Origin of the sequence: Streptomyces sp. NPDC053493 (assembly GCF_044544825.1) — a bacterium.
Classification (GTDB): Bacteria; Actinomycetota; Actinomycetes; order Streptomycetales; family Streptomycetaceae; genus Streptomyces.
This window is the reverse complement of the sequence record NZ_JBITXS010000010.1, coordinates 1-26550: the sequence shown is the minus strand read 5'-3', so window position 1 is coordinate 26550 and position 26550 is coordinate 1. Positions and strand designations below refer to the sequence as shown.

The window sequence follows — 26550 nt, the reverse complement described above, 5'->3', positions numbered from 1 at the left end:
GGGGGACTTCGGCGGTCCGCCGGTGGGCTACCGGTAGGCGGCGAAGGTCTTGGTGAAGGCGTACGGCTGCTGGAGGATCGAGGAGCAGGTGGGGTCCGCGTAGGTCACCGCGCCCGAGGCGCACTGCTTGTCGCGGGTGGAGGACCACATCGACAGCCAGCCGAGGCCCTTGGACTTCGCGAAGTCGACGAGCCGGCCGGCGTCCTGGACGCGGAAGACCTCGGAGGAGACGTCGTTGACGCCGATCATCGGGGTGACGGCGACGGCCTTCCAGGCGGCCGCGTCGGACAGTCCGAGGACGCTTCTGATCTGGGCCTGGGTGGCGGTGGCCGCGGAGACGGCGTACTGGCCCATGTCGCCGCTGTAGGCCGGGCCGTAGTCCATGGCCATGATGTTCACCGCGTCGACGCGGACGCCGTTGCGCTTCGCGTCGGCGAGCAGGTCGACGCCCGGCTGGGTCAGGCCCTCGGGCATGACCGGCAGGGTGAAGGAGACGTTCAGGCCCGGGTGGGACTTCTGCAGGGCGGCGACGGCCTGCGCGCGGCGGGTGTTGGCGGCGGTGTCGGGCAGCGCCGCGCCCTCGATGTCGAAGTCGACCTTGGTGAGCCCGTAGCGGTCGACGACCTTGCCGTACGCGGCGGCCAGGTCCGTGGAGCTGGAGCAGTTCAGGGCCAGCTCGCGGCCGGCGGCGCCGCCGAAGGAGACGCGGACGTCGCCGCCCTTGGCCCGCAGGGCGCCGATCTGGGCGGCGACCTTGTCGGAGGCGAGGTCGGTGACGCCGCCCCACAGCGGGGCGCAGCCGCCGCCGGAGGTGATGAAGGCGAGGTTGAACTCCTTCACACCGGTCTGGTCGGCGGTGGCGAGCAGGTCGTAGGCCGGGTAGAGGGAGGTGTCGACGTACGGGGCGAACCTCGCGGCCGTGCCGGGCGCGGGAGCCGGCGCGGTGGTCGCGGTCGCGGTGGGCGTCGGCACCGCCGTCCTCGTCGGGCTCGGGCTCGCGGTCGCCGTCCCGGTCGGCGTGGGCGCCGGAGTGGCCGTCCGCGTGGGCTGCCCGGTGGGGCGGCCGCTCGGCGTGGGCGTGGCGCCGCCGACGCTGCAGGCGGCCTGGTTGATCAGGCAGTTGAGCGGGTCACCGGCCGCGCCCGCGGCGGAGGTGACGAAGCCGACGGTGACGGACTGGCCGGGCGCGAGCTGCCGGTTCCAGCTCGCGGGCTTCACCGTGACGTGGCGGCCGGAGACGGAGTGCTCTCCGTTCCACAGGGAGCTGATCGTGGTGCCCGCGGGCAGGTCGAACTCCAGCGTCCAGCCCCCCGACTGGACGCTGGAGGTCTCGTTGGTGACGACGTACTGGCCGGTGTAGCCGCCGGTCCAGGAGCTGGTCCTGGTGTAGGCGGCGCCGACGGACGCGGCCTGCGCCGTCCCGGTCAGCGCGAACGCCGCGCCGCCCACCACGGCGACGCCGACGACCACGCCGACGGCCTTGGCCTTGCGACTCGTCCTGCGCCGGTGCGAACTGTTGCCCATCGCGTTGCCTGCCTCTGCGTGCCGGGGGTGGGGGGAGGTGGGTGCGGCAGCACGCTAGCGGCTGGGAAACGGACAAATGCCAAGGAGAGGGCGGTGGTTGAGGATCCTTAGGCTCCGCTTAAGGAAGGCATCGGAACGCCGAAAGGTTCACCGGGCCTGGCGGCGTCCACGGCGCCCCGAAGCGCCGCGCGCCGCCGAAAGGTTCACCGGCCCCACGGCGTCCGCGTCGACCCGGACGCGCCGCGCGCCACCGAAGGATTCAGCGGGCCCGACGGCGTCCTCGGCGACCCGAAGCGCCGCGCGCGCCCCGGTCGGCCGCGTCGCCCAGACCGATCCAGATGCGGACCTCGGTGCCGCCGAGCACCGAGTGGCCGATCCGGACGTCGCCGCCGGTCGACTCGGCCATCCGCCGCACGATGTCCAGGCCGAGGCCGGTCGAGCCGGCCCGGCCGCCGCTGTTGCCGCGGGCGAGCGCGGCGGCCGGGTCGGCGATGCCGGGCCCCGCGTCCGAGACCAGGACGATCACGGCGTCGTCGCCGTTGTGGAGGTCGACGGAGAAGGCGGTGCCCTCCGGCGTGTGCCGGAAGACGTTGCCGAGCAACGCGTCCAGCGCGGCCACGAGTTCGGGCCGCTCGACCGGGATCCGTACCGGCCGGTCGATGCCCGCGACACGCACCTTGCGGCCCTCGTCCTCGGCGAGCGCCGACCAGAAGTCCATCCGTTCCCGCACCACCTCGGACGCGTCGCAGCCGGCCACCACCGCCGTCGCCCCGGTCTGCGGCTTCGCCTCCCGCGCCGTACGGATGATGGTGTCGACCTCGCGCTCCAGCTGCTCGACCGCCGCCCGGGTCTGCTCGGCCGCCGGGCCGGAGCCCAGCGAGGCCGCGTTGAGCCGGAGCACGGTCAGCGGCGTGCGCAGCCGGTGCGAGAGGTCGGCGGCCAGTTCGCGTTCGTTGGCGAGGAGCCGTACGACCTGGTCGGCCATCGAGTTGAAGGCGACCGCGGCCGACTTGAGCTCCGGCGGTCCCTCCTCGCGCACCCGCGCGCCGAGCTTGCCTTCGCCCAGGTCGTGGGCGGCGCGGGCGAGGCGCTGCGCGGGCTGCACCATGCGCAGCCCGAGCCGGTCGGCGACCGCGACCGAGCCCACGATCAGGGCGATGCCGACGGCGGCGAGCACCAGCCAGGCGGTGGCGACGCCGTTGCTGACCTCGCCTTCCGGCACGAAGAGTTCGACGACCGCGACCTGCCCGGAGCTGAGCGCGGTCGGCTGGAGCAGCGCGGAGCCGCCGGGCACCTCGGCGATGGTGGCCCGGCCGAGCCTGCGGGTGGTGGCGAGGTCCTCGTCGCCGACCCGGCGGCTGCCGATCTCGACGTCCTTGCCGCCCGGCGCGCCGGCGGGCGCCGGCAGGTGGACGGCGAGCCGGCCCTCGGCGCCGTCGTCGGTGGTGGCGACGGCCCGCTCCAGCTGCTCGCGGTCGGTGGTGATGGCGAGGACCGGCGCGAGGCCGGCGGCGCGCCGTTCGGCGTTGGAGAAGGCCCGGTCGCGGGCCATCTCCTTGACGACCAGGCCGAGCGGCACCGCGAACGCGACCACGACCATGACGGTGACCGCGAGGGACACCTTGACGAGCGCCCATCTCACGGCCGCGGCTCCGGTCTCGCGGCCGCGGCCTCCTGCGGCGGCTCCAGCTTCACGCCCACGCCGCGCAGGGTGTGCAGATAGCGCGGGCGGGCGGCCGTCTCACCCAGTTTCCGTCGCAGCCATGACAGGTGTACGTCGATGGTCTGGTCGTCGCCGTACGACTGCTGCCACACCTCGGCGAGCAGCTCCTTGCGCGAGACGACGACGCCCGGCCGGCCCGCGAGGAAGGCCAGCAGGTCGAACTCCCGCCGGGTCAGGTCGAGCGCGGTGCCGTCGAGCGCCGCCTGCCGCCGCAGCGGGTCGATGGCGAGGCCGCCGACCCGGATCTCGCGCGAGGGCGGCGCCTCGCCGGCGGAGGCGCGGGCGCGGCGCAGCACGGCCGCCATCCGCGCGGACAGGTGCTCCACGGAGAACGGCTTGGTGAGGTAGTCGTCCGCGCCGTCGTTGAGCAGCCGGACGATCTCCGCCTCGTCGTCGCGCGCGGTCGCGATGATCACCGGCACGTCGGTGATGCCGCGCAGCATCTTCAACGCCTCGGCGCCGTCCAGATCGGGCAGACCGAGGTCGAGGATGACCACGTCGAAACGGAAATGGGCGACCTCGCGCAACGCCTCCAGGGCCGTGCCGACGCTCCGCACGGTGTGTGCGGCCTCGGTCAGATGCCGGATGAGGGCGGAGCGTACGAACTGGTCGTCCTCGACCACGAGCACACTTGCCATGGGCGGCACCGTACGCCATTCGAGGGATGGCAGTATGAGCCGGATGCGAAGAGGACTGGTACACGCGCTGGCGTGGTCGCTCGCCACCGGCGCGGCGGTCACGCTCTCCTGGTGGGGCGTGCACACGGTGCTGGCCGGCACGGTCTACGACCCGCCGCGCGCCCTGCCCATCCCGTCCGGGACCGCCACCGACGGCACCGCCGCCGACCCGCTGGCCTCCTCCACGCACGGCGCGCGGACGCCGTCCGCGACACCGACGGCCACGCCCGGCACCACCCGTCCCTCGGCGCCGGCGACGACGGCCCCGTCCCCGCGGCACACACCGGCCGCGCCCGCGACGAGCAGCCCCGGCGGCCAGGGCGGCGGCTCGCAGGGCGCGGCCGGCGGGACGGGCGGCACGGGCGGCACGGGCAACGTGAAGAGTTACGGGACGGACGGCGGCCGGGTCGTCTTCGACCTCGGCCCGTCCTCCGCCGAGCTGGTCTCCGCGACGCCCGGATCGGGCTGGCAGATGCAGGTGTGGAAGCAGCCCACCTGGATCCGGGTGACGTTCACCAAGGACGGGCGGGAGATCTCGGTCTTCTGCGTGTGGCACGACACGGCGCCGCGCGTGGAGATCGACGAACGCTGAGAGCCCGGGCGGCGGACGTCGGTTCGGGCGTGAGGCGACGGGCGACGGGTGTCGGGCGTGACGCGTGAGGCGTGAGGCGTGACGCGTGAGGCGTGAGGCTTGAGGCGTCGGGCATCGGGCCCGACGGTCGTGGATCCGGCCCGGGTCCCGCGGGCGGCGGACGTCGGCCGGCGAACCGCGGCCCGCGGCCCCCGGGCTCAGCGGAAGACGGACGCGGGCGGTACGGGCGAGGGCTTGGCGCTCGCGTCGGTGACCGGCGCCGCGCCGCCCGTGAAGTCGGCGAGCGCCCGCCCGTGTTCGACGCGCCCCGGATGCGGGTCGGTCGCCACCCGCCGGGTCAGCTCGGCCACCGGCAGCTCCCGGTCCGAGGCGAGCAGGACGGCGTTGCCGAAGCGGCGCCCGCGCAGCACGGTCGGGTCGGCGGCGAGCGCCAGCTCCGGGAAGACGGTGGCGGCGGTCGCGATCTGGCCGCGCAGATGGGTCAGCGGCGGACCGTCGGCGAGGTTGGCCGCGTAGAAGCCGCCGGGCCGCAGCACCCGCCGTACCTCGTCCAGGAACTCCGTACTGGTCAGATGCGCGGGCGTGCGCGCCCCGCTGAAGACGTCGGCGATGATCAGGTCGGCCCAGCCGTCCGGCACCTTGCCGAGCCCGGCACGGGCGTCGGTGGAGCGGACCCGGACCCGGGCGGCGGAGTCGAGCGGCAGCTCCCGGCGGACCAGGCTCACCAGCCGCTCGTCGAGTTCGACGATCTGCTGCGTGGAGCGGGGCCGGGTGGCGGCGACGTACCGGGCGAGCGTGAAGGCGCCGCCGCCGAGGTGCAGGACCTGGATCGGCTTGTTCGGCGGGGCGGCGAGGTCGGCGACGTGGCCGAGGCGCCGCTGGTACTCGAAGGAGAGGTACGCGGGATCGTCGAGGTCGACGTGCGACTGCGGGGCGCCGTCGAGGAGCAGCGTCCAGGCGCGGGGCCGTTCCCGGTCGGGTATGAGCTCGGCGAGCCCGCCGTCCACCGTCTCGACGACCGCTCCGCCTGCGACGCCCTGCTCCCGCTGCCTGTTCCTGCCCACGTCCCCATTATCGGCGCAGCCGCTCCCTGCCACCGCCGCGCGGGCCGGGCGGGACTTTTTCCGGGCCAGGACCCGGCCTAGCGGCAGCCGTCCGCCGCCTCGATCAGGCGGGCCGCCTGGCCCAGCGCCTCGCGGAGCATCGCCGGGTCGGTGACCTCGCCGCTGTCGCCGGGAGGCAGCAGCCAGTCGGCGGGGCGCGGGGTGGCGCCGTCGGTGCCGGGGAGTTCGGGGAGTTCCGGCAGCCGCAGGCCGCGGCCGTCGGTCCTGGTACACGCGCTGCCCGGCATGTCCCAGGCCGCCGCCGTGCCGGGCGGCACCAGGAAGCCGAGGGTGTCGCAGGCGTCGTCGTGCAGCACGGGACCGACCGCCGGAGCGCCGCCGCGGCGCAGGATGTCCACGGCCTCGAGGCCCTGGCGGGCGGGCACGGTCACCAGGTCGCAGTCCTGGGACGCGAGCGGGGACGCGAGGTGCGCGGGGAAGGCGCTCGCGTCCTGCGTGGGCGTGTGCTGCGCGGTCGACCCGGCCCGGACGCCCGCAGCCGCCGCCGTGCCGATCGCTCCGGTCTCCACCATGGGACCCCTCCTCACTCCAGAGGAGACACGTTCCGTCTCTCCGCATGGTTCAACGCCCGTACGCGTCAACGGCTACGGCGGCACGCCGCCGCAAAGGATGGCAGTTCATGGCAGATCGCAGGCGAGATATCCGATTTGTTGCCAAACCCTGCGTACGCGGCCGGTCACAGCAGGTACGTTCTTGCCCCGCCGGAACACCGGCAGCACCAGGAGAGGGCTCGGCCATGGCGTTGTCACGGGCAGTTCCCAATCTCGCCTTCCGCAGACTGCGCGGACAGCGTTCGCCGGCGGAGTTCGCCGCGCTCGTCCGCCGGGCGGCGCGGGAGATCGGCGAGCAGGTCGCGTGCGACGCCCGGTACATCGGGCGCGTGGAGGCGGGCGAGATCCGCTGCCCGAACTACGCCTACGAGCGGGTCTTCCTGCACATGTTCCCCGGACTGAGCCTTGCGGACCTGGGGTTCTCGGCGCGGGAGGCCGTTCGCGGCCGGCGGCCGGCCGCTGCGGCGGCCACGGCGGCCGGGCTGCCGCCGCCCCTCGCCATCACCACCCGGAACGATGAGGAGAGCGACGTGCTGCGTCGCGCATTCATGACCGGCGGCACCGTCACCGTGGCGGCCGCCTCGCTGGGACTCGGCGGCACCGCCGGCGCCACGATCCCCGCGCCCCGTGGCGTCCACCGCGTCGGCGAGACCGAGGTCCGCGCCGTCGAGGACGCGGTACGGCAGATCCGGCTGCTCGACGACCGGCACGGTGCCGACGGCCTGTACCTGCGGGCCACCCAGCCCCTGCGGACCGCCTTCGCGCTGCTCGACGCGGGCGTCACCGCCCGCCGCTCCACCGCCGACCGGCTGCACAACGGCGCCGGTGAACTGGCCATCTCCGTCGGCTGGCTCGCCCACGACTCGGGCCGGGTCGACGACGCCCGCTCCCACTACGCAGAGGCGCTCGCCATGGCCCGGGTGGCCGGGGACGCGGCCCTGGAGGCGCACGCCTTCTGCAACACCTCGTTCCTGGCCCGCGACACCGGCCGCTACCGGGAGGCCGTGCGGGCGGCGCAGGCCGGTCTGCGCGCGGCGCAGCCGCTCGCCTCCGCGCGGCTGCTGACGCTGCTCGCGCTGCGCGAGGCCGGCGCGTGGGCGGGCCTCGGCGACCGGTCCGCCTGCGCGCAGGCCCTCGGCCGTGCCCACGGCTACTTCCAGCGCGGCCCGGGCGAGGGCGACCCGGAGTGGATGTCGTTCTTCGGCGAGCCCGAGATGGAGGCCCTGGAGGCCCAGTGCTGGTCGCTGCTCGGCGACTGGTCCCGCGCGGCCCGCCACGCCGAGCGGGCCACCGTCCTCCAGGACCCGCACTTCGCCCGCAACCTCGCCCTCTACCGCGCCCAGCTCGCCGGCGACCTCGCCCACGCGGGCCGGCCCGAGGAGGCGGCGGCGGAGGTGCGGCGCGTCGAGGACTCCCTGCAGGGCGTCGAGTCGGCCCGTATCCGCACCCTCCTGTCGGAAACCCGCCGGGTCCTGGCCTCGTACTGACGGCGCCTCGTACCGACGGCGCCTCGTACCGACAGCTCCTCGTACGGACGGCGCCTCGTACCGACGGCGCCTCGTACGGACGGCCTGCCGGTGCGGCTACTCCAGGTGGCCGGTGTCGTTCCAGCGCTCGAGCGCCGGGTCGCCGTAGGCCCAGCCCAGGACCGACAGGCTGGTCGGGTCGAGGCGGATGCGGGCGGCGAAGGAGACGTGCTCGCCGAGCCAGCGGGCGGCGATGGAGCGCAGGATGTGGCCGTGCGCGAAGACGAGGACGTCGCGGTCGGCCGAGCGGGCCCACTCGACGATCGTGTCGGCGCGGTCCGAGAGCTGGTCCAGGGTCTCGCCGTCGGGCACGCCGTCGCGCCAGATGAACCAGTCCGGCTGCAGGGCCTTGATCTCGGCCGGCGTCATGCCCTCGTACGCGCCGTAGTCCCACTCCATCAGCGCGTCCCAGTTCTCCGCGCGCTCCCCGAAACCGGCCAGGTCGCAGGTCTCCCGGGCCCGCACCAGCGGGCTGGTGCGCACCTCGACGCCGTCGAGGCCGTTCCACGGTCCGCGGCCGAGGCGCGCGCCGAGCAGCTTCGCGCCGCGCCGGCCCTCGTCGAGCAGCGGGATGTCGGTCCTGCCGGTGTGGCGGCCGAGCAGCGACCATTCGGTCTGGCCGTGCCGGGCGAGCAGGATGCGCGGTGCCATGGAGGGCTCCTGAGGTTCACGGATCGGGTGCCCTTCCATCATCGCCCACGTGGATTCCGCGTGACCTCCGGGCAACCCGTCGGCCCCGCCTCGCGTCCTTCCACGGTCGAGGACCGGTCGGCGGACGGCGGGTCGACAGAAGGCGGGGGGACCTCGTATGCGCGGGCCACGCTGGTGGGCGGAGCTGCCGCTGATCGCCGCGGTGTACGCGGCCTACTCCGGCGGACGCCTCCTCGCCCGCGGCGACGTGGACGGCGCCGTCGGCCACGGGCTCGGCATCCTGCGGATCGAGCAGACGCTGGGCCTGGACCTGGAGCACCCGCTCAACCGCCTGTTCACGGCGACGCCCGCGCTCGGTGTCCCGGCCGACTTCGCGTACGCCTCGCTGCACTACGTGGTGACGCCGGCGGTCCTGGTCTGGCTCTTCCGCCGCCGGCCCGCCCACTACCGGGCGGCCCGCACCTGGCTGATGGCCGCGACCCTCCTCGGACTGGTCGGCTTCACGCTGCTGCCGACCTGCCCGCCCCGGCTCCTCGACCCGGCCCACGGCTTCGTCGACACGATGGCGCGGTTCAGCGGCTACGGCTGGTGGGGCGGCGAGGCGAGCGCGCCGCGCGGTCTCGGGGGCCTCACCAACCAGTACGCGGCGATGCCGAGCCTGCACGTGGGCTGGGCGCTGTGGTGCGGGGTGATGCTGTGGCGGTACGGGCGGACGCCGCTGTTCAAGGCGCTCGGCGTGGCCTATCCGCTGCTGACGGCGCTGGTCGTGATGGGCACGGCCAACCACTACTTCCTGGACGCGGTCGCGGGCGCGGCCGTGATGGGCGCGGGCCTGCTGCTCACCCCGTACGCGACGCGCCTGGCGGACCGGGTGACGGGCCGGGCGGGCCGGGTGACGGGCCGGGCCATCGGGGGCGAATCCCCGCGAAGTTCCCCGCTTGTCAGTGGCGGATGGGAGACTTCCGCGGGTGAGCGCATCCCTGGACAGCGGTCCGCACCGACCGCCGCAGACGACACTCCGGCATCGGCTCGCTGAGCTGCGCGGACCGGCCTCCGTGCCGCGTCCGCTCGACGCGCGGGCGCTGGCCGCGCTGGCCGCCAACCCCGGCTGCCGGCGGCGGGCGATCCTCGACGGCGCCGGGGTGGACAAGACGGCGCTCGCGGAGAAGCTGGGCGCGCCCTCGGGCTTCGGCCAGTCGCAGTTCGCGATCGCCCGGGGCAACGCGTTCGAGGCCAAGGTGAAGGCGGACGGCGGCCGCGAGCTGCTGCGACTGCTCGGCGTGGAGGAGCCGTCCGCGGTGGATCTGCCGGACCTCGCGGCGGCCGGTCCCGAGGGCCGCGCCGCCCGCACGGCGCTCGCGCTGCGCGAGGCGACGGCGGCCAGCCGCTGGGCACTGCTCGACCACCCGATGCTGGCCCTGGAGGTGGCGGGCTCCCCGGTCTATCTGGAGCCGGACGCGGTCGTGGTGCACCCGGGCGGGCAGTGGACGGTCGTGGAGATCAAGTCCTTCCCGATGGTCGACGGCTCCGCCGACGCGGCGAAGGTCGGCGCGGCGGCCCGGCAGGCCGCGGTCTACGTCCTCGCGCTCGAGCGGGTCGCGGCCCGCACGGACGGCGCGCGGGTGGCGCACCAGGTGCTCCTGGTCTGCCCGAAGGACTTCTCCAACCTGCCGACGGCCTCGGCGGTGGACGTGCGCAAGCAGCTGTCGGTGACCCGGCGGCAGCTGTCCCGGCTCACCCGGATCGAGGAGATCGCCGACACGCTGCCGCCGGGCGTGACCTTCGACGTGGCGGAGTGCTCGGCGCAGGAGCTGGCGGCGGCGGTGGAGTGCGTGCCGCACGCGTACGCGCCGGACTGCCTGTCCGCCTGTGAGCTGGCCTTCCACTGCCGGGAGCGGGCCCGGGCGGCGGACGTGGTGACGACGCTCGGCCGGTCGGTGCGCGGCGAGCTGGGCGGCCTGACGACGATCGGCGAGGTCCTGGCGGCGGCGCGCGGCGAGGCCGGCGACCCGGACGATCCGGCGGTCGCGGCGCTGCGCCGGGCGCGCGCGCTGCGGACGGAGGCCCTGGCATGTCGCTGATCTCCTCGCTGGCCCGGATGGAGGCCGTCGAGTCGGGCCGGGCCCAGCCGCTGGCCACGGTCCGTCACCGGCATCTGTCCGAACGGCCGCTGGTCTTCGTGCCGTTGACGACTTCGGGCGAGGCGGGCGCACCGCTGGGAGCACTGGTGGGCACCGACCCGGAGCAGCCGCGGCTGCTCGTCGTGCCGCAGCCGCGCGACCGTGACCTGCGCTTCGCGTTCCTCGCCGAACTCGCCGACGCGATCCTGCCGTACGTCGACTCCTTCGCGGGCGCGGTGGAGGCCGTGGAGCGGTCCGAGACCGATCCGGAGACCGGCAAGAAGGTCAAGGTCGAGGTCGAACTGTGCGCGGACGCGCCGCAGTTGGTGGTGCCGAGCCGGGCGGGCATCGAGTACGTACGGCTCCTCGGGCGCTCCATGCGCTTCCGGCGCACGGCCGAGCAGGACCCGGAGACGCCGTTTCCCGCGCCGCCCCGGGTGCCGCTGCTCGGCCGCTGGCTGACGCACTTCGGAGAGCGGGCGCGGGTGCCGGGCTCCTCGCTGCTGGTGGCGGCGACGGACCTGCTGAACCGGCACTGGGCGACCGGCCAGTCGTCCCTGGAGGACCAGCACCTGGGCGCGCTGCTCGCGTGGATCGACGTCCCGGAGGGCGGGTCCGGGGCCGAGGCGGCGCTGCGGGCGGAGCTCGGGCGGGACGAGCGCGGCCAGTTGCTGTGCCCGCCGGCCGGTCCGGCGACCGATCCCGCCTTCGACAACCGGCTGCTCGCGCCCGCGATCGAGGCGTACGACCGGGCCCGGCAGGCGCTGGGCGCGGCCGAGGACGGCGAGGCGGCCGACACCGGGCTCGCCGCCCTGCACGGCGCCGAGCGCGCGATCCGCGGGCTGCTCGCCGCCCAGCTGAAGCCGACCTGGGACGCGGTGTGGCGGGCGCTCGACCTGCTGCGGGAGCTCCCGGAGGGCGCGCGCGTCGAGGACCGCTGGACCCGCGACCGCTGGTCGTTCACCGGCCAGCGGGACCGGATCGCGGCCGGCGAGCCGCCGCAGCCGCGCCGGGACGACGCCGTGACCGCGGCGCAGAAGCTGGCCGCGCGCGAGCAGGCCCAGGGCCAGCTGGAGGCGCAGGAGGCGCTGGACGACCCGCTGGTGCTGGCGGGCCGCCGGCTCGCGGGCGAGGCGTTCGTGGCGGAGGTGGTGGAGGTGACGATGGCCTGGTCGGAGTCGAAGCGGCCGGCGCCGCGCCCGCTGCTCACCGTCCGCACGCAGGACCGTCCGCAGCTGGGCGCGGGCGTCAAGGTGTACCGCTCACTGGACGGCAAGCCGCAGTCGGCCGAGTTCGTGGGACACGAGCCCGACGGCTCCCTCGTCCTGCGCGTCCTGGACAAGATGGGGCGCGGGAAGGAGCCGGCGGAGGGCTCGCTGCCGGAGAAGGGCGAGCGGATCGCCTGGACGCTGTTCGAGCACGAGCAGCGGATGGGCGCGAAGCTGCCCGACCCGGAGGCGACGCCGTGGACGCACGGCGGGCCACCGCGCGCGGACGCCGTGGAACTGCCCGATGCCGTGACGCCGGAGGACGTCCTGTGACTTTCGACCGTACGGGCCTGGACGCCGGGCCCTTCGACCCGTCCGCCGAGGCCGCGCGGGCGACCGCCGACATCCTGGCGAGCACCCTGCACGGCGACGCCCGGGGCGTCGTCGTCGACTCCCCGCCGGGCGCCGGCAAGTCGACGCTCGTGGTGCGGGCCGCGCTCGAACTGGCCGCGGCCGGACGGCCGCTGATGGTCGTCGCGCAGACCAACGCGCAGGTCGACGACCTGGTGCTGCGGATCGCCGAGAAGGAGCCCGAGCTGCAGGTGGGCCGGCTGCACTCCAACGACTCCGACCCGTACGACAAGGCGCTCGACGGCCTGGAGCAGGTGCGCACGTCGGCCAAGGCCGGCGACCTGGCGGGCCTGCCGGTGGTCGTGTCCACGGCGGCGAAGTGGGCGCACGTGAAGAACGTGGAGCCCTGGGCGCACGCGATCGTGGACGAGGCCTACCAGATGCGCTCGGACGCGCTGCTCGCCGTGGCGGGCCTGTTCGAGCGGGCCCTGTTCGTGGGCGACCCGGGCCAGCTGGACCCGTTCTCCGTGGTGGGCGCGGAGCAGTGGGCGGGCCTGTCCTACGACCCGTCGGCCTCCGCCGTGAGCACCCTGCTCGCCCACAACCCCGACCTCCCGCAGCACCGGCTCCCGGTGTCCTGGCGCCTCCCGGCGTCGGCCGCGCCCCTCGTCTCCGACGCCTTCTATCCGTACACGCCCTTCCGCAGCGGCACCGGCCACGGCGACCGGAAGCTCTCCTTCGGCGTGCCGTCGGACGGCTCGGCCCCGGACCGGGTCCTGGACGAGGCCGCCGAGTCCGGCTGGGGCCTGCTCGAACTGCCCGCCCGCCACACCCCGCGCACCGACCCGGAGGCCGTCCAGGCGGTGGCCCTGGTGGTGCGCCGCCTCCTGGACCGGGGCGGGGCCTCGGTCTCGGAGCGCTCCTCCGACCCGGCGCCGCTCACCCCGGACCGCATCGCCGTCGGCACCGCCCACCGCGACCAGGCGGCGGCGGTACGGGCGGCGCTCGCGGAGCTCGGCGTGCCGGGCGTGACGGTGGACACCGCCAACCGCCTCCAGGGCCGCGAGTACGACGTGACCGTCGTCCTCCACCCGTTGTCCGGCCGCCCGGACGCCACCGCCTTCCACCTGGAGACCGGCCGCCTGTGCGTCCTGGCCTCCCGCCACCGCCACGCCTGCATCGTGGTGTGCCGCGCGGGCGTCACCGACCTGCTGGACGAGCACCCTTCGACGGAGCCGGTCCAGCTGGGCGTCACGGTGAAGTTCCCGGACGGCTGGGAGGCGAACCACGCGGTCCTGTCCCACCTGGCCGAGCACCGGGTGGCGTGGGCGCCGTGAGGCTGCTGCGGGAGCGTCAGTCGGAGAAGGCGGTCCGGGCGAGGCGCTGGGCCAGGGCCGGGGCACCGGAGTCGCGGCTGGCGGTGCCTATCGCGTAGGCCGCGCGACGGTGGAGGTCGCGGGTGGCGAAGACGCCGCTTCGATAGCCGGGGTCGGAGCCGGTCTTGCCCCACAGGACCGAGCCGTCGGGGAGCGGGACGTACATCAGGGCGACGCTGTAGCAGGCCGTGCCCTTGGCCGGGCCGGTGTTGCAGTTGGAGGTGTTGGCGTAGGGCAGGGGCTTGCCGTCGGGGCCCTTGGGGACGGTGAACAGTTCCTCGGTCTGGGCCGGCGACAGCAGGCGGCCTTCGAAGAGGCCGGTGAGGAAGCGGTCGAGGTCGCGGGTGGTGGAGGTCATGGACGCGGGCAGGCCGCCCTGGACGTTGACGTCGACGAGCTCGCCGCTGGTGCGGGGCAGATAGCCGGGCAGGTAGGGCCGGGGCACGGGTGTGGCGCGGTCCGGCCGGGCGGCCCTGGTCTGGGTCATGTGCAGCGGTTTGAGGATGCGGCGGGTGACCTCGTCCTGGAAGCTGTGGCCGGTGACGTCCTCGATCAGCTTGCCGGCGACGCGGTAGTTGAAGGAGTTGTACTCCTGCCGGGTGCCGGGGCGGAAGCGGGGGCCGGGCGCGGGCCTTCCCTCGGGGTGGAGGGTCTGCTGGACGACCTCGTCGAAGGTGACGTAGTCGAAGCGGCCGTCGATCTCGTCGTCCGGGTCGGTGGGCGGGGCGCCCTCGAAGTCCTCGGGCAGGCCGCTGGTGTGGTCGAGCAGCTGCCGCACCGTGACCGGCTCCTTGAAGCGGTCCTCGGGCAGCAGGCCGGGCAGATACTCCTGGACGCTCCGGTCGAGGTCGATGCGGCCCTCGGCGGCCAGCTGGAGCAGGATCACCGCCATCATCGGCTTGCCGACGCTGCCGATGCGGAAGTGGGCGTCGGGGCTGACGCGGGTGCCGGTCACGAGGTCTCCGGAGGTGCCCCGCCACGTCTCGCCGTTCTTGTGGATCTCCGCGACGGCTCCGGCGGCGCCGTCGTCGGGGCGCAGCGTGATCGCCTCGCGCAGGGCGGCGCGGTCCAGGCCGCCGGCGGCCGGCGGCCCGGCGGCGACGGCTTGCTGGGGAACGGCGAGGGCCAGGGCCGCGGCGGCGGTCAGGAGCAGGGCTGCGGAACGGTGCACGGTCGGACTCCACGAGGCGGGGCGGGCAGGACGTCGATCTTGTTCTTCTCGAGTCTGTCCGTCCGGCCCGCCCGTTTCGACGGGGATCACCCGGGCCCGACCCTGAACCGACCCTGACACCGGATCAGGGACCGCCGGCCCGACGCGGACACCGGATCGGGGACCGCCGGCACCGGATCCGGGGACGTCGGCACCGGATCCGGGGACGCCCTCTTGCCAGGCGCGGGAGAATGGAAGGTGGCGGCCCGGGCGTCCGGGCCGTGTGCGTGCGAGGAGGAGAAGGATCATGGCGGAATCCGCGGAGCGGAGCGGGCAGCGGCGGGTCAGGCCGGCGCCGCTGATCTTCGAGCCGGCCGAGGCGACCGCCGACCCGGAGCACTTCTTCGACCTGGAGTCGATAGAGGACCCGCGGGAGCTGCTGGCCCGGGCGACCGAGCTGACGCTGGCGTTCCGCGCGGCGACGGACCGGGCGATCGAGTTCCAGGCGGTGGCGGCGGCCCAGCTGGCCGACCCGGGCCGCTTCGACCGGCTGACGCCGGCGGACGTGGCCGAGCGGGCGGAGTGGACCGAGGACTACGCGCGCAAGATGATCGAGTTCGGCCGGGACCTGATCCGCGGCAGCGGCCGCGACCTCGACGAGTAGGCCTCCCGGCTCGAGGAGTAGGCCTCCCGGTCTGCCGTCCGGCATATGCGGGCCGCACGATACTCCGCCCGGCACCGGCCTGTCCGGGTTTTCCGCAACTCGCCGAAGCGGAGCCGTCACGGCCGGTAGATCTTTGGTATGACCACCTGGCTGCGTGACGAGACGACCCCGTACGACATCTTCCGCTTCCTGCGGAACCCGGACGAGGAGCGGCACCAGGCCGCACGGGTCACCGACTGCGGGGCCGCCTGGCTCGCCTCCGCGGCCGCCGGTCAGCCCGGCGCCGCGCTCGCGCGCTGGCGGGAGCGGCCCGGCAGCGCGGCCGTGCTGCCCTGCGGGACGGTCTTCGACGTGGTGAACGTGGAGCCGATCTTCGGGCGCCGGATGCTCGACCGGCTCTGGGCGGAGGGGCCCGGCTGCGGGCCGGTGGCCGTCCACCGGGGCCGGATGCTGCTGTTCGCCGCGCCCGGCACCGCCCAGCGGTTACCGAGCCTGCTCGACTGGGAGGAGTGGGGCGAGGCAGTGCCGCGGCCGCTCTGTCACGGCACCGGCGACGCCGTGACCGTCCCGCCGCTCGCCCCGCGCGAGGGCGACACCTCCGCACCGCGCTGGGTGGTCGCGCCCGACACCCGCTCGCCCTGGCTTCCGGGGCCCGAGGTTCTGCTGTGGGCCTGTGTTCGAGCCGCCCGGGCGGTTTCGGCCGCCGACGTGCGGGTATCGATTTTTCCTTCGGCCGATCCGGATGCTAATGTCTACGACGTCAGCAGGCGCCGCTAGCTCAGTTGGTTAGAGCAGCTGACTCTTAATCAGCGGGTCCGGGGTTCGAGTCCCTGGCGGCGCACAGACGGAAGAAGCCCCTCGCGCAAGCGAGGGGCTTCTTCGTGTTCCCATCCGACGCCGTGACGGGCCGGGGCCTCACCGGACCGGCTGCGGGCCCGTGATCCGTACGGTCCAGACGCCCGCCTTGGTCCGCTCGGCGACCTCCACCCGTACGCCCGTGTCCGGCACGGTGAAGGACTCGCCCTCCTGGAGCGGCGCGTCCGCGAGCGGCGGGTAGACCGAGCGTTCCCAGCAGGCTTCGGTGCGCGGATGGGTGTCCACCACCTCGACCGGACCCTCGCCGGAGGCCGCCTGGTTGCGGACCCGGTAGACGAGCACGCCTTCCGTGCAGGTGTCCTTGTCGTTGCCGGTCGCGGACCGGGCCTCGATGGCGAGCGCGCTGTTCTCGCCGGTGCGGACCACCGCGAGACGGGTGCCGACGGTGCCGCCGGCCACCGGGGCGGCGGAGACCGGCTCCAGGCCGATCACATGGGTGCCGCGGCCGCGCAGGCAGGCCACCTGGGCGCGGTCGAGCCAGCCCAGCTTCCACTTGTGCCAGGCGAAGAGGTCCGGCGCGAGGCCGAACTGGCTGCCCATGACGTCCCAGTCGCCCACATGGGTGTCCCAGTCGCCCTTGCCGTCCGTGGGCCGGTGGTAGAGGTCGGGCAGGTCGAAGACGTGGCCGGTCTCGTGGGCGAGCACGTTGCGGTCGGGCGGGTGGCGCTCGAAGACGGTGACGACCCGCTTGATCTCCGTGCCGTCGGCCTCCAGCGGGCGCTCCAGGTTGACGACCTTGGTGGCGTCGGAGTCCACGCCGGGCGCGTCCGGGTCGGCGACCAGATAGACGATGTCGTAGCGGGAGAAGTCGACCGTGCCGTCGGCCGCCCGGATCGCGTCGCGCAGATACGCGGCGCGGTGCTCGGCGCTCCAGTCGCGCCGTATCGCGTACGCGGCGGAGTCCTGCGGCATCCGGGTCCAGGTCTTCTGCGGGTGGACGCGCAGCGCGAAGCGGCCGTACGAGGCGCGCTCGAAGAACCGGGCGGTGCCGGGGAAGTGGTCGGCGGCCAGCTCGGAGGGGCTGGTCAGCGGCGCGGAGTCGGGGAACGACAGGAAGATCATGACGGCGTCGAGGGCCCGGGTGGGCCGCGGATAGGACTCGTTCCAGCTGTCGAGGCCGAGTGAGTGATGGGCGGCGGTACGGGGCAGGGCGCAGGGTCCGGCGGAGGGCGCGGCGACGGCGGGCCCGGCGACGAGGCCGGTCGCGGCGAGCGCCGCGAGCGAGGTGAAGGCAGCCGCACCGGCACGCAGGCGCGAGCGTTGCACTCCCCCGGGTGGCTGCTGACTCCTCACGTGGACCTCCGGCTCCGGAATGCGGGACACCTCACCCACCTTGTGGTGGTTTGCGGGGTTTCGCACCTTTCCGCTGCCCCGGTCGGGTGAGCGGGACCCGCCGGGTCGACGCGACACGGGCGTGCATCAGCTCACGGAAAGTCACATTCGGTCAGCGCCTCATCGACCCGTGTCAGACCCGCGCAGAAACGATCGGCCGGAGCGTTCGGGTGGGCGGTGTCACCACGCGCCCGGCCGCTACGGCGGTCTCAGGAGCTGGAACGGCGCCCCGGCCAGCCTCTATGATCGGCACACTTTCCTTGGCCGACCTTTCCGACCACATCTGTACGGCCCGAAGCCACTACGGGAGCGAGCGGTGAGCGGAACCCCCGAAGTACCGGTGCACCCGTCGGCAGAACCGGCGCTCACGGAGCGTCACGACCCGGCACCCGAATCCGAACTCGGGGACCGGGACCGCCGGGACCGGGACCACGGAGACCGCGGCCACGGGGACCATGACCTCCCGGACCGGGACCGGGATCTCCGAGACCGGGACCTGGACCACCGGGACCGGGACCTGGACCACCGGGACCGGGATCTCCGGGACTACCGCGCCGCGTTCCGCGCCTCCCGGCTCGCGATGGCCGTCGTCGACCAGTCGGGCGTCGTCGTCGCCGCCAACGACTCGCTCGGCGCCCTCCTCGGCACCGACGCCGCCGCCCTGCGCGAACAGGCCGCCGCCGACCTCGTCGACCTCGCCTCCGACGGCCGCACCTGGCACGCCTACCGCGAGGTGCTGCGCGGCCGGCGCTCCCGCTTCCGCTGCACCCGCCGGCTCAAGCACCCCGACGGGCGCTCGCTGTGGGCCGAGGTCACCGTCTCGCCCGTCCCCGACAGCCCGCGCGTCCTGCTCTCCGTCGCGGACATCAGCGACCGGCGCGAACTCCAGGCCCGACTGCGCCACCTCCAGATGCACGACCCGGTCACCCGGCTGCCCAACCGCACCCTGTTCTTCGAGCGGCTGACCGCCGCCCTGGAGAGCGCCGCCGCGGACGGCCCGGCGGAGGAGCCCGAGGAGCGGTCGTACGACGAGGACCGGCCGTACGAGTCCCACCAGTCCTACGAGTCGTACGGGCATGGCAGAACAGGGCGGATCGGGATCTGCTACCTGGATCTCGACGGCTTCAAGGCGGTCAACGACACCCTCGGCCACCGGGTCGGCGACCGGCTGCTCGCCGCCGTCGCGAGCCGGCTCACCGAGTGCGCGGACGGCTACGGCTACACCCGCAACGGCGGCCACCTCGTGGCCCGGCTCGGCGGCGACGAGTTCGCGATCCTCGTCGAGGACTCCACCGGCACCGAGCAACTCGCCGACCTCGCCCAGTCCGTGCTCACCGCGCTCCAGGAGCCCTTCGACCTGGCCGGGCAGCGGCTCTCCGTCTCCGCCTCGATCGGCGTGGTCGAGCGGCGCGCCCACGGCTCCTCGGCGACCTGGCTGATGCAGGCCGCCGACACCACGCTCTACTGGGCGAAGGCCGACGGCAAGGCCCGCTGGACGCTCTTCGACCCCGAGCGCAACGCCCACCGGATGACCCGGCAGGCGCTCAGCTCGACCCTGCGCCCGGCGGTGGAACGCGGCGAGTTCGCGCTCGAGTACCAGCCGCTCGTCGACCTCGCCGACGCGGCGGTGCGCGGCGTGGAGGCGCTGGTGCGCTGGAACCACCCGCAGTTCGGCGTGCTGACGCCGAATCGGTTCGTCGGCATCGCCGAGGAGGACGGCTCGATCGTCGAGCTCGGCCGCTGGGTGCTGCACACCGCCTGCCGCCAGGCCCGGCAGTGGCAGAAGGACCATCCCGGCGACCGGCCGATCTTCGTCAGCGTCAACGTGGCGGTGCGTCAGGTCTGGGACTCCGACCTGGTGGCCGACGTGGCCGGCATCCTCGCCGAGACCGGGCTCGCCCCGCACCTGCTCCAGCTGGAGCTGACCGAGTCCGCGGTGATGGGCTCGGCCGGGCGGCCGCTCCAGGCGCTGCAGGCACTGAGCGACATGGGCGTGCGGATCGCGATCGACGACTTCGGCACCGGTTATTCGAACCTCGCCTATCTGAGCCGGCTGCCGGTCTCCGTCCTGAAGCTGGACGGATCCTTCGTGCGCGGTTTCCAGGACGAGGAGCACGCCAACCCGGCCGACCAGCTGATCGTGGAGGCGCTGGTGCAGCTCGCCCACCGGCTCGGGCTCACGGTCACCGCCGAGTGCGTCGAGACCGCGGGCCAGGCCGCCCGGCTGCGCCGGATCGGCTGCGACACCGGGCAGGGCTGGCTCTACTCGCGGGCGGTGGCGCCGGAGCGGATCGGCGAACTCATCGGCGTCGCGCCGCTCCCCGTCTAGCGCTTCCCGTCCGGCGCTTCCCGTCCGGCGCCGCCTGGCCGGCGCTTCCGTACGGCACCCGCCCTCGGGCCCCCGGGCCGCCGGGTCCCCGGCATGGAACTGCCCCCGGCCGGAGGGACATTCCGGGCGGGGGCAGTGGCTCATGCGGTGTGACGGGGCCGGCGAGGCAGCGCCGTCAGGGGCGGGGCGTCAGGGGCAGGGAGTCGGGGCCGGGCGTCAGCAGGCGCCCTGGTCCTTCCAGACGCCCCACTGGCCGGTCGTGCCCGGCTCCTCGTTCTGGGTCCACCACTGGGCGAGCCACTTGTGGCCCTTGTGGGAGACGACCGTGCCGCCGGTGTAGACGGTGCCGGCCACGTACGCCGGGGCGGTGCAGCCGGTGGTCGGCGGCGTCGTCGGCGGAGTCGTGGGCGGCGTGGTCGGCGGAGTCGTGGGAGGCGTCGTCGGCGGCGTGGTGGGCGGAGTGGTCGGGCTCGTCGGCGACGAGCCGACCGCGGTCACGATCTGGTTGAGGAGCGTGGCGTTGGCGTCCAGGCCGAGCAGCGAGTACATCATCGCGCCGGCCAGACCGCGCTGGTGGGCGTAGTCGGCGCGGGCCTGGATGGTGCGCTGGTCCAGGCCGGTGAAGAACTCGCCGTCCTTGTAGAAGTAGGCGGACTTGGCCTGGTCGTCCCAGAAGGTGGCGGCCGGGTTGTCGACGATGCCGCCGAGCTCCTTGTAGTACGCGATGCCGGCGGCCTGGCTGAGCGGGCGGGCGCCGGAGCCGCCGGTGGCGGTCTGGGCGAGGCCGTTGGTGGTGCCGGCCGGGACGCCCTTCCAGCCGCGGTAGTAGAACTCGTAGCCGAGCGTCAGCTTGTTCGCCGGGAAGCCGCCGGTGATGCCGTAGGCGGGCTTGCCGTCGATCCAGGAGTCGATGGCGTTGTCGATCGAGTACTTCTCGGTGCCCGGCTTGATGACGTCGGTCGGGTCGTTGGCGCCGGAGTACAGCGGTGACTGGTGGTACGTCGGCCCGTCGCCGTCCCAGGCGCCGTGCATGTCGTACGTCATGATGTTGGCGTAGTCGAGGTACGCGCCGATCTTGTCCGTCTCGATGTTCTTGATCTTGTCCTGGCCGGCCGGCAGGGCGGCGGTCAGCAGGTACTTCTTGCCGCCGTGGGCAGCACCGTACTCGTCGAGCTGCTTGCGGAACTCGGCGAGCAGCAGCGTGAAGTTCTGCTTGTCCTCGGCGGCGTAGTGGTTGCCGAGGTGGCCGTCGGGCGAACCGGGGTACTCCCAGTCGATGTCGATGCCGTCGAAGATGCCGGCCGCGGTGCCGGGGCCGCCGAAGCCGCCCTCGACCGGCAGGTCGCCCTGGATGTACTGCTTGATGCAGGAGGCCACGAACTTCTTGCGGCTCGCGTCGGTCCTGGCCGCGTCGGAGAAGTACTTGGAGTAGCTCCAGCCGCCGATCGAGATGTTGATCTTCAGCTTGGGGTGCTTCGCCTTCAGTTCCTTGAACTGGTTGAAGACGCCCACGATCGGCTGGTCCCACTTGTCGGCCACGCCGTCGACGCTGTCCGCGGCCGAGAAGGACTTCTGGTAGTCGGCGTAGGAGTCGCCCGCGCCGTCACCGGCGTTGGGGTTGTTGTCGTCGCCGGCGGCCTTGTTGGCCTCGAAACAGGTGAGGTCGGTCGGGTGGATGTTGCCGAACGAGTAGTTGATGACGTCGAGTTTGGCCGCGATGCCCCGCTCGTCGAGGTGCTTGGGGTAGAAGGCGTTGCCGTACACGCTCCACTGGTCGTAGTAGGCGATCTTGACGCCGCCGGTGGACGGCGCGGCGGTGGCGGCGCTGCCGGCGGCCTGCGCGGAGCCGAGGCCGGCGGTGGCGGCGAGCGCTCCGGCGGCGAGGGCCGAGGTGAGGAGCGCGGCGATCAGTGGTCTGCGGGGGGAGCGGGGATTGCGGGGGTGCACGTGCGGCCTCCGGGAGGGGTGGCGGTACGGAAGTTGGAGCAGTGATATCCGCCGTATGAACAGCACGTCAATGGTCTGAACCAGATTGAGGACTAGACCAATTGGGTCGCGAAAGCCCTTGTCAGCGCCGTCCGGAGGTCGCGCAGCACAAAAAGCAACCGCCCGCCACCACAGGTGACGAGCGGTTTAAGGTTCCCTTAGGGCGGCGGCTGCCGGACGGCTCGTGGCCGCCCGGCGACGAACCAGCGCCCCGGGTTTTTCACAGCCGCGGCAGCCCGTACGCGTCGGCGATCAGCTCGTAACTGCGCACCCGGAGCTCGCCGCTGTGCGCGTGCGCCGTGATCATCAGCTCGTCGGCGCCGGTCCGCTTCTGCAGGTCGTCCAGGCCGCCGCGGACCTCGTCCGCCGTGCCGTAGACGATGTCCGCCAGCCAGCCGTCGACGAACTCCCGCTCCGCCGGGCGGAAGTCGTACGCCTCCGCCTCCTCCGGCGTCGGCACGAGCCCCGGCCTGCCGGAACGCAGCTGCACCATCGACAGCGCGCCGGTGAGCACCTGCCGGTGGGCCTCCTTCGGGTCGTCGGCGGCGAGCGTCGAGACGGCGATCAGCGCGTACGGCGCGTCGAGGACGGACGAGGGCCGGAAGGACTCGCGGTAAAGATCGAGCGCCGGAACGGTGTTGCGCGCGGAGAAGTGGTGGGCGAAGGCGAAGGGCAGGCCGAGCAGGCCGGCCAGCCGGGCGCTGAAGCCGGAGGAGCCGAGCAGCCAGATCGGCGGCCGGCCCTTCGGGCCCTGCACCGGACCGGGCACGGCGTGGATCCGGGCGTAGGGATGGCCGTCCGGGAACGCGTCGTCCAGGAAGCGGGTCAGCTCGGCCAGCTGCTCGGGGAAGTCGTCGGCGCCCTCGTGGAGGGTGGCGGTGCGGCGCAGCGCGGCGGCGGTCGCGCCGTCCGTGCCGGGCGCGCGGCCGAGGCCGAGGTCGACCCGGCCCGGAGCGAGGGCCTCCAGGGTGCCGAACTGCTCGGCGATCACCAGCGGCGCGTGGTTGGGCAGCATCACGCCGCCGGAGCCGAGCCGGATGCGGCTGGTGTGGGCGGCGAGGTGGGCGAGGATCACGGCGGGCGAGGAGGAGGCGACGCCGGGCATGGAGTGGTGCTCGGCCACCCAGTGGCGGTGGAAGCCGCGGCTCTCGGCGAGCCGGCTGAGCTCCACGCTGGTGGCGAGCGCCTGGCTCGCGGTGCGTCCGCTGCCGACGGTCACGAGGTCCAGTACGGACAGCGGCACGGGCGCGGTCCCGAGCACCTCGCCTCGGATCGCGTCTCGGATCACGTCTCGCATCGCCTCGTCGCTCACTCTGGTGGCCTTCCTGCGCGGTGACTCAGTACGGGAACCGGGGAATCCGGTTCAGTAGGGCTAACAGGAGGGAGTCTCCGGTTATTCCCGGGAAAAAATCTTCACGTCCGGAAGCCCTCCGAACGGCCGCGCGCAGGGCCCCGCCCACGGCCCTGACCTCCTTTTCTCCCGCAGGGCTGTGACCATGGCATATGCCAGGGTGGTGAGTCGCAGGACAGGCACCCTGAGCGCCGCATCAATCTCGCCAACAGCCGTCCCGTGGCGGGGGCTTGGCGGCTATCGTGGTACGGAAGCTTGCGGTCACAACCTGGTAGGGGGAAACCGTGGCGCTGAAGCCCGAGCCCACCGCGCCGTTCCATTCGGTGCAATACGCCCTGCGCGTGCTTGAGACGGTCTCACGGCACGGCGGCGGCGTGACGGACGCGCAGATCGCGCGGGAGACCGGCCTGCCCGTCGCCCATCTGTCGTCCCTGCTCCTGATGCTGAGGCGCGAGGGCTACGTGGAGCAGGTCTCCGACGGCGCCTACGTCATCGGCGACTCCACGGTCCTCCTCGGCTCCGGCCTCACCCGCCGCGAGGCCCTGGAGCGCAAGCTCCAGGAGACGCTCACCGAGCTGCGCGACTCCGTCGGCGCCGCCGTCTACATCAGCCGTTACATCGACGGCGAGGTCAAGATCACCCAGTTCGCCGACGGGCCGCGCACCCCGAAGGTCAACGAGTGGGTGGACTTCCGCTCAGCCGCCCACGCCAGCGCCGTCGGCAAGTGCCTGCTGACCCAGCTCGACCTCAACGGGCGCCGCGACCACCTCTCCCGCCACAAGATCGCCCGGCTGACCTCCCGGACGATCACCAACGAGAAGGTGCTGTTCTCCAAGCTGGACAGCCAGCCGCCGACCGTCCCCGTGCTCGACCTCCAGGAGTACGCGGTGGGCACGGTCTGCGCGGCGGTCCCGCTGACGGCCGGCTCGGCCGTGGGCTGCCTGGCCCTGTCCCTGCCCATCGAGCACGCCCACCGGCTCCGCTCGGCGGCCGACACGCTGAACCGGCGCGCCGCGCCGGTGGTGCTGTCGCTGGCGATCTGAGGACCGGGAGGCCACGCGGGAGGCCGGTCCCGGGACGGCGGCGCGGGTGGTCACGAGCACCCCTCGGGACCAGGTAGTATTTTCTCTGTCAGCAGGCGCCGCTAGCTCAGTTGGTTAGAGCAGCTGACTCTTAATCAGCGGGTCCGGGGTTCGAGTCCCTGGCGGCGCACAGACGAAGAAGGCCCCTCGCGTAAGCGAGGGGCCTTCTTGCTGCGCCCACGGGCCAGGCGGGACGGGACGAGGCGGGACTTTCCGGACCCGCCCGCCCTACGCCTGGAGGTATGCGAGGACGGCGAGGACCCGGCGGTGGGTGTCCTCGGCCGGCGGCAGGTCCAGCTTGGCCAGGATGTTGCCGATGTGCTTGCCGACGGCGGCCTCCGTCACGACCAGGCGGCGGGCGATCTTCGCGTTGGAGTGGCCCTCCGCGACCAGGCCCAGGACCTCCCGCTCGCGCGGGGTCAGCGCCTGCAGCGGGTCGCGGTGGCGGCGCAGCAGCTGCCGTACGACCTCCGGATCGACCACCGTGCCGCCGGCCGCGACCCGCTCCAGGGCGGCCACGAACTCCTCGACCTGCCCGACCCGGTCCTTGAGCAGATAGCCCACGCCGGTGCCGTCACCCGTGTCGAGGAGGTCGGCGGCGTAACTGCGCTGGACGTACTGGCTCAGCACCAGCACCGGCAGGCCAGGCCGCTCGGCGCGCAGGGCGACGGCGGCGCGCAGCCCCTCGTCCTGGAAGCCGGGCGGCATCCGTACGTCGGTGACCACGACGTCCGGGTCGTGCGCGGCGACCGCGGCGTGCAGGCCCTCGGCGTCGCCGACGGCGGCGGCCACCTGATGGCCGAAACGCGACAGCAGACCGATCAGGCCCTCGCGGAGGAGGACGCTGTCCTCGGCGAGGACGACACGGAGGGGCTGAGCAGCGGTCGGCACGGGATCTCCGCTCGTAGCAGGGTCGGCCCGCCCGGCGGGCTCATGATCGTCAGTGTGCCATCCAGCACGGCGAGCCGGTCGGCGAGTCCGGTGAGACCGGAGCCCCGCGCTCGGTCGGCGCCGCCGCGGCCGTCGTCCTCGACGACGAGGAGCAGTGTCCCCTCGCTGTGCCGTGCGGTGATGCGGGCCCGGTCCGCGCCGCTGTGCCGGTCGACGTTGGCGAGGGCCTCGCGGGCCACGAAGTGGGCGGCGCTCTCGACGGCGGCCGGGAGCCGGGGCAGCGCGGCGTCGACGCCGGCGGTGTCCACGGGCGTGGTGGTGCGGTCGGCGGCGTCGGTGAGCGCGGCGGCCAGCCCGTAGTCGGCCAGGACCCGCGGGTGGATCCCGTGGATCAGCTCGCGCAGCTCGGTGAGCACGTGCCCGGCCTCCTCGTGGGCCTTGGCGAGCTGGTCGGCGAGCGGGCCGGGCGGGGCGTCGTAGCGGGCGAGGCCGAGCGTCATGGTCAGGGCGACCAGACGTTGCTGGGCGCCGTCGTGGAGATCGCGCTCGATACGGCGGCGCTCGGCCTCGAAGGCGGCCGCGAGCCGCGCCCGCGAGGCGGTGACCTCTCCGATCCGCGCCCGCAGCTCGGCCTCGCGCGGGGCGAGCAGCGCGCGGCCGAGGGCGGCGCGGGCGGCGGCGAGCACGGTGAGCGGATAGAGGAGCACGGGCAGCAGGACGAGACCGAGGAGCGCGGCGGCGAAGGCCTGCGGATAGGACGTGACCAGATACGCCTTGACCACCTTGGCCTCGTGGCCGTCCGCCGCGAGCTGCACCGGCGCGCTCAGCAGCGCGGCCGGCAGACCGATCCCCAAGGTGAGGACGAGCAGGTCGAGCGGCCACAGGACGGTGGCGTGCAGCAGGACGTACGCGAGCTCCCGCCAGGTCACCTGTTCCCGCACCCGCAGCCGCAGCCACGCGGCGAGACCGGGCGCGTCGGGCGTGCGGTGCGGGTCGGCGGCCGGGTCCGGGTCGACCAGCCGCAGCCGCCACCGCTCGAGCCGGCCGAAGCCGATTCCGGTGAGGAGGACGAGGGGCGGGGCGAGGAGGAGGGCGGCGAGGGCGGTGGCGCCGCTGAGGGGGCCGGTGAGGAGGTAGGCGAGGGCGCGCCAGGGGCGGGGGGTGCGGGGTGCCATGCGCCTCACGCTAGGCGCGCCCCCGCCCCCGGGGCCATGCCTCTGCCGGGCGTCCCCGCGGTATACCTGTCCCTACCGCGCGCCCACTTGCGCGGCGCCCCTGGTGCACCCCCGTGTGGGCTGCGCCTGCTTGCGCGGCGCGCTTCGCTCACCTCCGTGTGGGCTGCGCCTGCTTGCGCGGCGCCCTCGCCCCGCGCCCGTGTGGGCATTCGTCCCGCTGGGGCGGGACGGGTGGGCACACGGGACGGCGCCCTTGCGGGCGCGTTCCGCACCTGCGCCTGAACCCGCACC

22 protein-coding genes and 2 tRNA genes are annotated in these 26550 nt (G+C 74.0%); 12 read left to right on the top strand and 12 right to left on the bottom strand.

The features are described from left to right. Window positions 1-27: 27 nt before the first annotated feature. The 3 genes from ACIGO8_RS25720 to ACIGO8_RS25710 all read right to left on the bottom strand — a co-directional run bounded on the left by ACIGO8_RS25720 (window position 28) and on the right by ACIGO8_RS25710 (window position 3885). Window positions 28-1524 carry a cellulose binding domain-containing protein gene (locus ACIGO8_RS25720; RefSeq protein WP_399735136.1) on the bottom strand — a complete coding sequence of 499 codons (1497 nt, stop codon included), beginning with the start codon at window positions 1522-1524 and terminating at the stop codon, window positions 28-30. A 259-nt stretch (window positions 1525-1783) separates the two neighbouring features. Further along, complete coding sequence (locus ACIGO8_RS25715; RefSeq protein WP_399735133.1) at window positions 1784-3166, bottom strand: sensor histidine kinase; 1383 nt, start codon at window positions 3164-3166, stop codon at window positions 1784-1786. Continuing rightward, complete coding sequence (locus ACIGO8_RS25710; protein WP_399735130.1) at window positions 3163-3885, bottom strand: response regulator transcription factor; 723 nt, start codon at window positions 3883-3885, stop codon at window positions 3163-3165. Before ACIGO8_RS25710 ends, ACIGO8_RS25715 begins: the two co-directional genes overlap by 4 nt. Before the next feature lie 34 nt (window positions 3886-3919). On the opposite strand from ACIGO8_RS25710, the gene ACIGO8_RS25705 reads away from it, so the two are divergent. Further along, window positions 3920-4516 carry a hypothetical protein gene (locus ACIGO8_RS25705; protein WP_399735127.1) on the top strand — a complete coding sequence of 199 codons (597 nt, stop codon included), beginning with the start codon at window positions 3920-3922 and terminating at the stop codon, window positions 4514-4516. A 197-nt stretch (window positions 4517-4713) separates the two neighbouring features. On the opposite strand, the gene ACIGO8_RS25700 is transcribed toward ACIGO8_RS25705, so the two are convergent. Both ACIGO8_RS25700 and ACIGO8_RS25695 read right to left on the bottom strand, forming a co-directional pair. Beyond that, window positions 4714-5580: a spermidine synthase gene (locus ACIGO8_RS25700; RefSeq protein WP_399735124.1), complete on the bottom strand. Its 867-nt coding sequence runs from the start codon at window positions 5578-5580 to the stop codon at window positions 4714-4716. Window positions 5581-5657: 77 nt separating this feature from the next. Then, on the bottom strand, window positions 5658-6152 hold the full coding sequence (locus ACIGO8_RS25695; protein WP_399735122.1) for a hypothetical protein: 495 nt from the start codon (window positions 6150-6152) through the stop codon (window positions 5658-5660). Between the two features lie 224 nt (window positions 6153-6376). On the opposite strand from ACIGO8_RS25695, the gene ACIGO8_RS25690 reads away from it, so the two are divergent. Then, on the top strand, window positions 6377-7678 hold the full coding sequence (locus tag ACIGO8_RS25690) for a tetratricopeptide repeat protein (RefSeq protein ID WP_399735119.1): 1302 nt from the start codon (window positions 6377-6379) through the stop codon (window positions 7676-7678). Window positions 7679-7774: 96 nt separating this feature from the next. On the opposite strand, the gene ACIGO8_RS25685 is transcribed toward ACIGO8_RS25690, so the two are convergent. Continuing rightward, window positions 7775-8368 carry a histidine phosphatase family protein gene (locus ACIGO8_RS25685; protein ID WP_399735117.1) on the bottom strand — a complete coding sequence of 198 codons (594 nt, stop codon included), beginning with the start codon at window positions 8366-8368 and terminating at the stop codon, window positions 7775-7777. Window positions 8369-8525: 157 nt separating this feature from the next. On the opposite strand from ACIGO8_RS25685, the gene ACIGO8_RS25680 reads away from it, so the two are divergent. From ACIGO8_RS25680 to ACIGO8_RS25665, 4 genes are read left to right on the top strand one after another with little or no spacing between them, the layout of a single operon-like run. Next, window positions 8526-9404 carry a phosphatase PAP2 family protein gene (locus ACIGO8_RS25680; protein ID WP_399735115.1) on the top strand — a complete coding sequence of 293 codons (879 nt, stop codon included), beginning with the start codon at window positions 8526-8528 and terminating at the stop codon, window positions 9402-9404. Beyond that, entirely contained in the window at window positions 9337-10449 is a 1113-nt protein-coding gene (locus tag ACIGO8_RS25675; protein ID WP_399735113.1) for a hypothetical protein, read from the top strand. Before ACIGO8_RS25680 ends, ACIGO8_RS25675 begins: the two co-directional genes overlap by 68 nt. Continuing rightward, entirely contained in the window at window positions 10440-12029 is a 1590-nt protein-coding gene (locus ACIGO8_RS25670) for a hypothetical protein (protein ID WP_399735110.1), read from the top strand. Before ACIGO8_RS25675 ends, ACIGO8_RS25670 begins: the two co-directional genes overlap by 10 nt. Continuing rightward, on the top strand, window positions 12026-13384 hold the full coding sequence (locus ACIGO8_RS25665) for an AAA domain-containing protein (protein WP_399735107.1): 1359 nt from the start codon (window positions 12026-12028) through the stop codon (window positions 13382-13384). The genes ACIGO8_RS25670 and ACIGO8_RS25665 overlap by 4 nt, the downstream gene beginning before the upstream one ends. A gap of 16 nt (window positions 13385-13400) precedes the next feature. Here the strand turns inward: ACIGO8_RS25665 and ACIGO8_RS25660 are convergent, their stop codons facing one another. Next, window positions 13401-14594 carry a serine hydrolase domain-containing protein gene (locus ACIGO8_RS25660; protein ID WP_399735104.1) on the bottom strand — a complete coding sequence of 398 codons (1194 nt, stop codon included), beginning with the start codon at window positions 14592-14594 and terminating at the stop codon, window positions 13401-13403. Window positions 14595-14880: 286 nt separating this feature from the next. On the opposite strand from ACIGO8_RS25660, the gene ACIGO8_RS25655 reads away from it, so the two are divergent. From ACIGO8_RS25655 to ACIGO8_RS25645, 3 genes are all read left to right on the top strand, one after another. Then, the gene (locus ACIGO8_RS25655) at window positions 14881-15237 is read left to right on the top strand and encodes a hypothetical protein (protein ID WP_399735101.1); all 357 of its coding nucleotides are present in this window, start codon (window positions 14881-14883) and stop codon (window positions 15235-15237) included. A 138-nt stretch (window positions 15238-15375) separates the two neighbouring features. Then, window positions 15376-16014: a hypothetical protein gene (locus tag ACIGO8_RS25650; protein WP_399735098.1), complete on the top strand. Its 639-nt coding sequence runs from the start codon at window positions 15376-15378 to the stop codon at window positions 16012-16014. Next, a tRNA-Lys gene (locus tag ACIGO8_RS25645) sits at window positions 16005-16078 on the top strand. The genes ACIGO8_RS25650 and ACIGO8_RS25645 overlap by 10 nt, the downstream gene beginning before the upstream one ends. Before the next feature lie 74 nt (window positions 16079-16152). Here the strand turns inward: ACIGO8_RS25645 and ACIGO8_RS25640 are convergent. Continuing rightward, window positions 16153-17406 carry a M6 family metalloprotease domain-containing protein gene (locus ACIGO8_RS25640; protein WP_399735816.1) on the bottom strand — a complete coding sequence of 418 codons (1254 nt, stop codon included), beginning with the start codon at window positions 17404-17406 and terminating at the stop codon, window positions 16153-16155. 355 nt (window positions 17407-17761) lie between these two features. On the opposite strand from ACIGO8_RS25640, the gene ACIGO8_RS25635 reads away from it, so the two are divergent. Continuing rightward, window positions 17762-19774 (top strand): putative bifunctional diguanylate cyclase/phosphodiesterase, encoded by a 2013-nt coding sequence (locus ACIGO8_RS25635; protein WP_399735095.1) that lies wholly within the window; start codon window positions 17762-17764, stop codon window positions 19772-19774. A gap of 216 nt (window positions 19775-19990) precedes the next feature. Here the strand turns inward: ACIGO8_RS25635 and ACIGO8_RS25630 are convergent, their stop codons facing one another. Continuing rightward, window positions 19991-21721, bottom strand: a complete 1731-nt coding sequence (locus tag ACIGO8_RS25630; RefSeq protein WP_399735092.1) for a glycosyl hydrolase family 18 protein — start codon at window positions 21719-21721, stop codon at window positions 19991-19993. 259 nt (window positions 21722-21980) lie between these two features. Next, window positions 21981-23045 carry an LLM class flavin-dependent oxidoreductase gene (locus tag ACIGO8_RS25625; RefSeq protein ID WP_399735813.1) on the bottom strand — a complete coding sequence of 355 codons (1065 nt, stop codon included), beginning with the start codon at window positions 23043-23045 and terminating at the stop codon, window positions 21981-21983. A 350-nt stretch (window positions 23046-23395) separates the two neighbouring features. On the opposite strand from ACIGO8_RS25625, the gene ACIGO8_RS25620 reads away from it, so the two are divergent. Together ACIGO8_RS25620 and ACIGO8_RS25615 are read left to right on the top strand one after the other, a co-directional pair. Then, a complete protein-coding gene (locus tag ACIGO8_RS25620; RefSeq protein ID WP_399735089.1) occupies window positions 23396-24154 on the top strand; it encodes an IclR family transcriptional regulator in 759 nt (252 codons plus the stop codon). Window positions 24155-24249: 95 nt separating this feature from the next. Next, a tRNA-Lys gene (locus tag ACIGO8_RS25615) sits at window positions 24250-24323 on the top strand. 98 nt (window positions 24324-24421) lie between these two features. On the opposite strand, the gene ACIGO8_RS25610 is transcribed toward ACIGO8_RS25615, so the two are convergent. Together ACIGO8_RS25610 and ACIGO8_RS25605 are read right to left on the bottom strand one after the other, a co-directional pair. Then, entirely contained in the window at window positions 24422-25084 is a 663-nt protein-coding gene (locus ACIGO8_RS25610; RefSeq protein ID WP_399735086.1) for a response regulator, read from the bottom strand. Continuing rightward, window positions 25015-26259 (bottom strand): sensor histidine kinase, encoded by a 1245-nt coding sequence (locus ACIGO8_RS25605; RefSeq protein ID WP_399735083.1) that lies wholly within the window; start codon window positions 26257-26259, stop codon window positions 25015-25017. The genes ACIGO8_RS25610 and ACIGO8_RS25605 overlap by 70 nt, the downstream gene beginning before the upstream one ends. Window positions 26260-26550 lie beyond the last annotated feature (291 nt).

Coding starts and splice junctions, on each gene's coding strand:
- ACIGO8_RS25720 (WP_399735136.1), bottom strand. CDS start 1,524: ATGGGCAACAGTTCGCACCGGCGCAGGACGAGTCGCAAGGCCAAGGCC.
- ACIGO8_RS25710 (WP_399735130.1), bottom strand. CDS start 3,885: ATGGCAAGTGTGCTCGTGGTCGAGGACGACCAGTTCGTACGCTCCGCC.
- ACIGO8_RS25705 (WP_399735127.1), top strand. CDS start 3,920: ATGAGCCGGATGCGAAGAGGACTGGTACACGCGCTGGCGTGGTCGCTC.
- ACIGO8_RS25695 (WP_399735122.1), bottom strand. CDS start 6,152: ATGGTGGAGACCGGAGCGATCGGCACGGCGGCGGCTGCGGGCGTCCGG.
- ACIGO8_RS25690 (WP_399735119.1), top strand. CDS start 6,377: ATGGCGTTGTCACGGGCAGTTCCCAATCTCGCCTTCCGCAGACTGCGC.
- ACIGO8_RS25685 (WP_399735117.1), bottom strand. CDS start 8,368: ATGGCACCGCGCATCCTGCTCGCCCGGCACGGCCAGACCGAATGGTCG.
- ACIGO8_RS25680 (WP_399735115.1), top strand. CDS start 8,526: ATGCGCGGGCCACGCTGGTGGGCGGAGCTGCCGCTGATCGCCGCGGTG.
- ACIGO8_RS25670 (WP_399735110.1), top strand. CDS start 10,440: ATGTCGCTGATCTCCTCGCTGGCCCGGATGGAGGCCGTCGAGTCGGGC.
- ACIGO8_RS25655 (WP_399735101.1), top strand. CDS start 14,881: ATGGCGGAATCCGCGGAGCGGAGCGGGCAGCGGCGGGTCAGGCCGGCG.
- ACIGO8_RS25650 (WP_399735098.1), top strand. CDS start 15,376: ATGACCACCTGGCTGCGTGACGAGACGACCCCGTACGACATCTTCCGC.
- ACIGO8_RS25605 (WP_399735083.1), bottom strand. CDS start 26,259: ATGGCACCCCGCACCCCCCGCCCCTGGCGCGCCCTCGCCTACCTCCTC.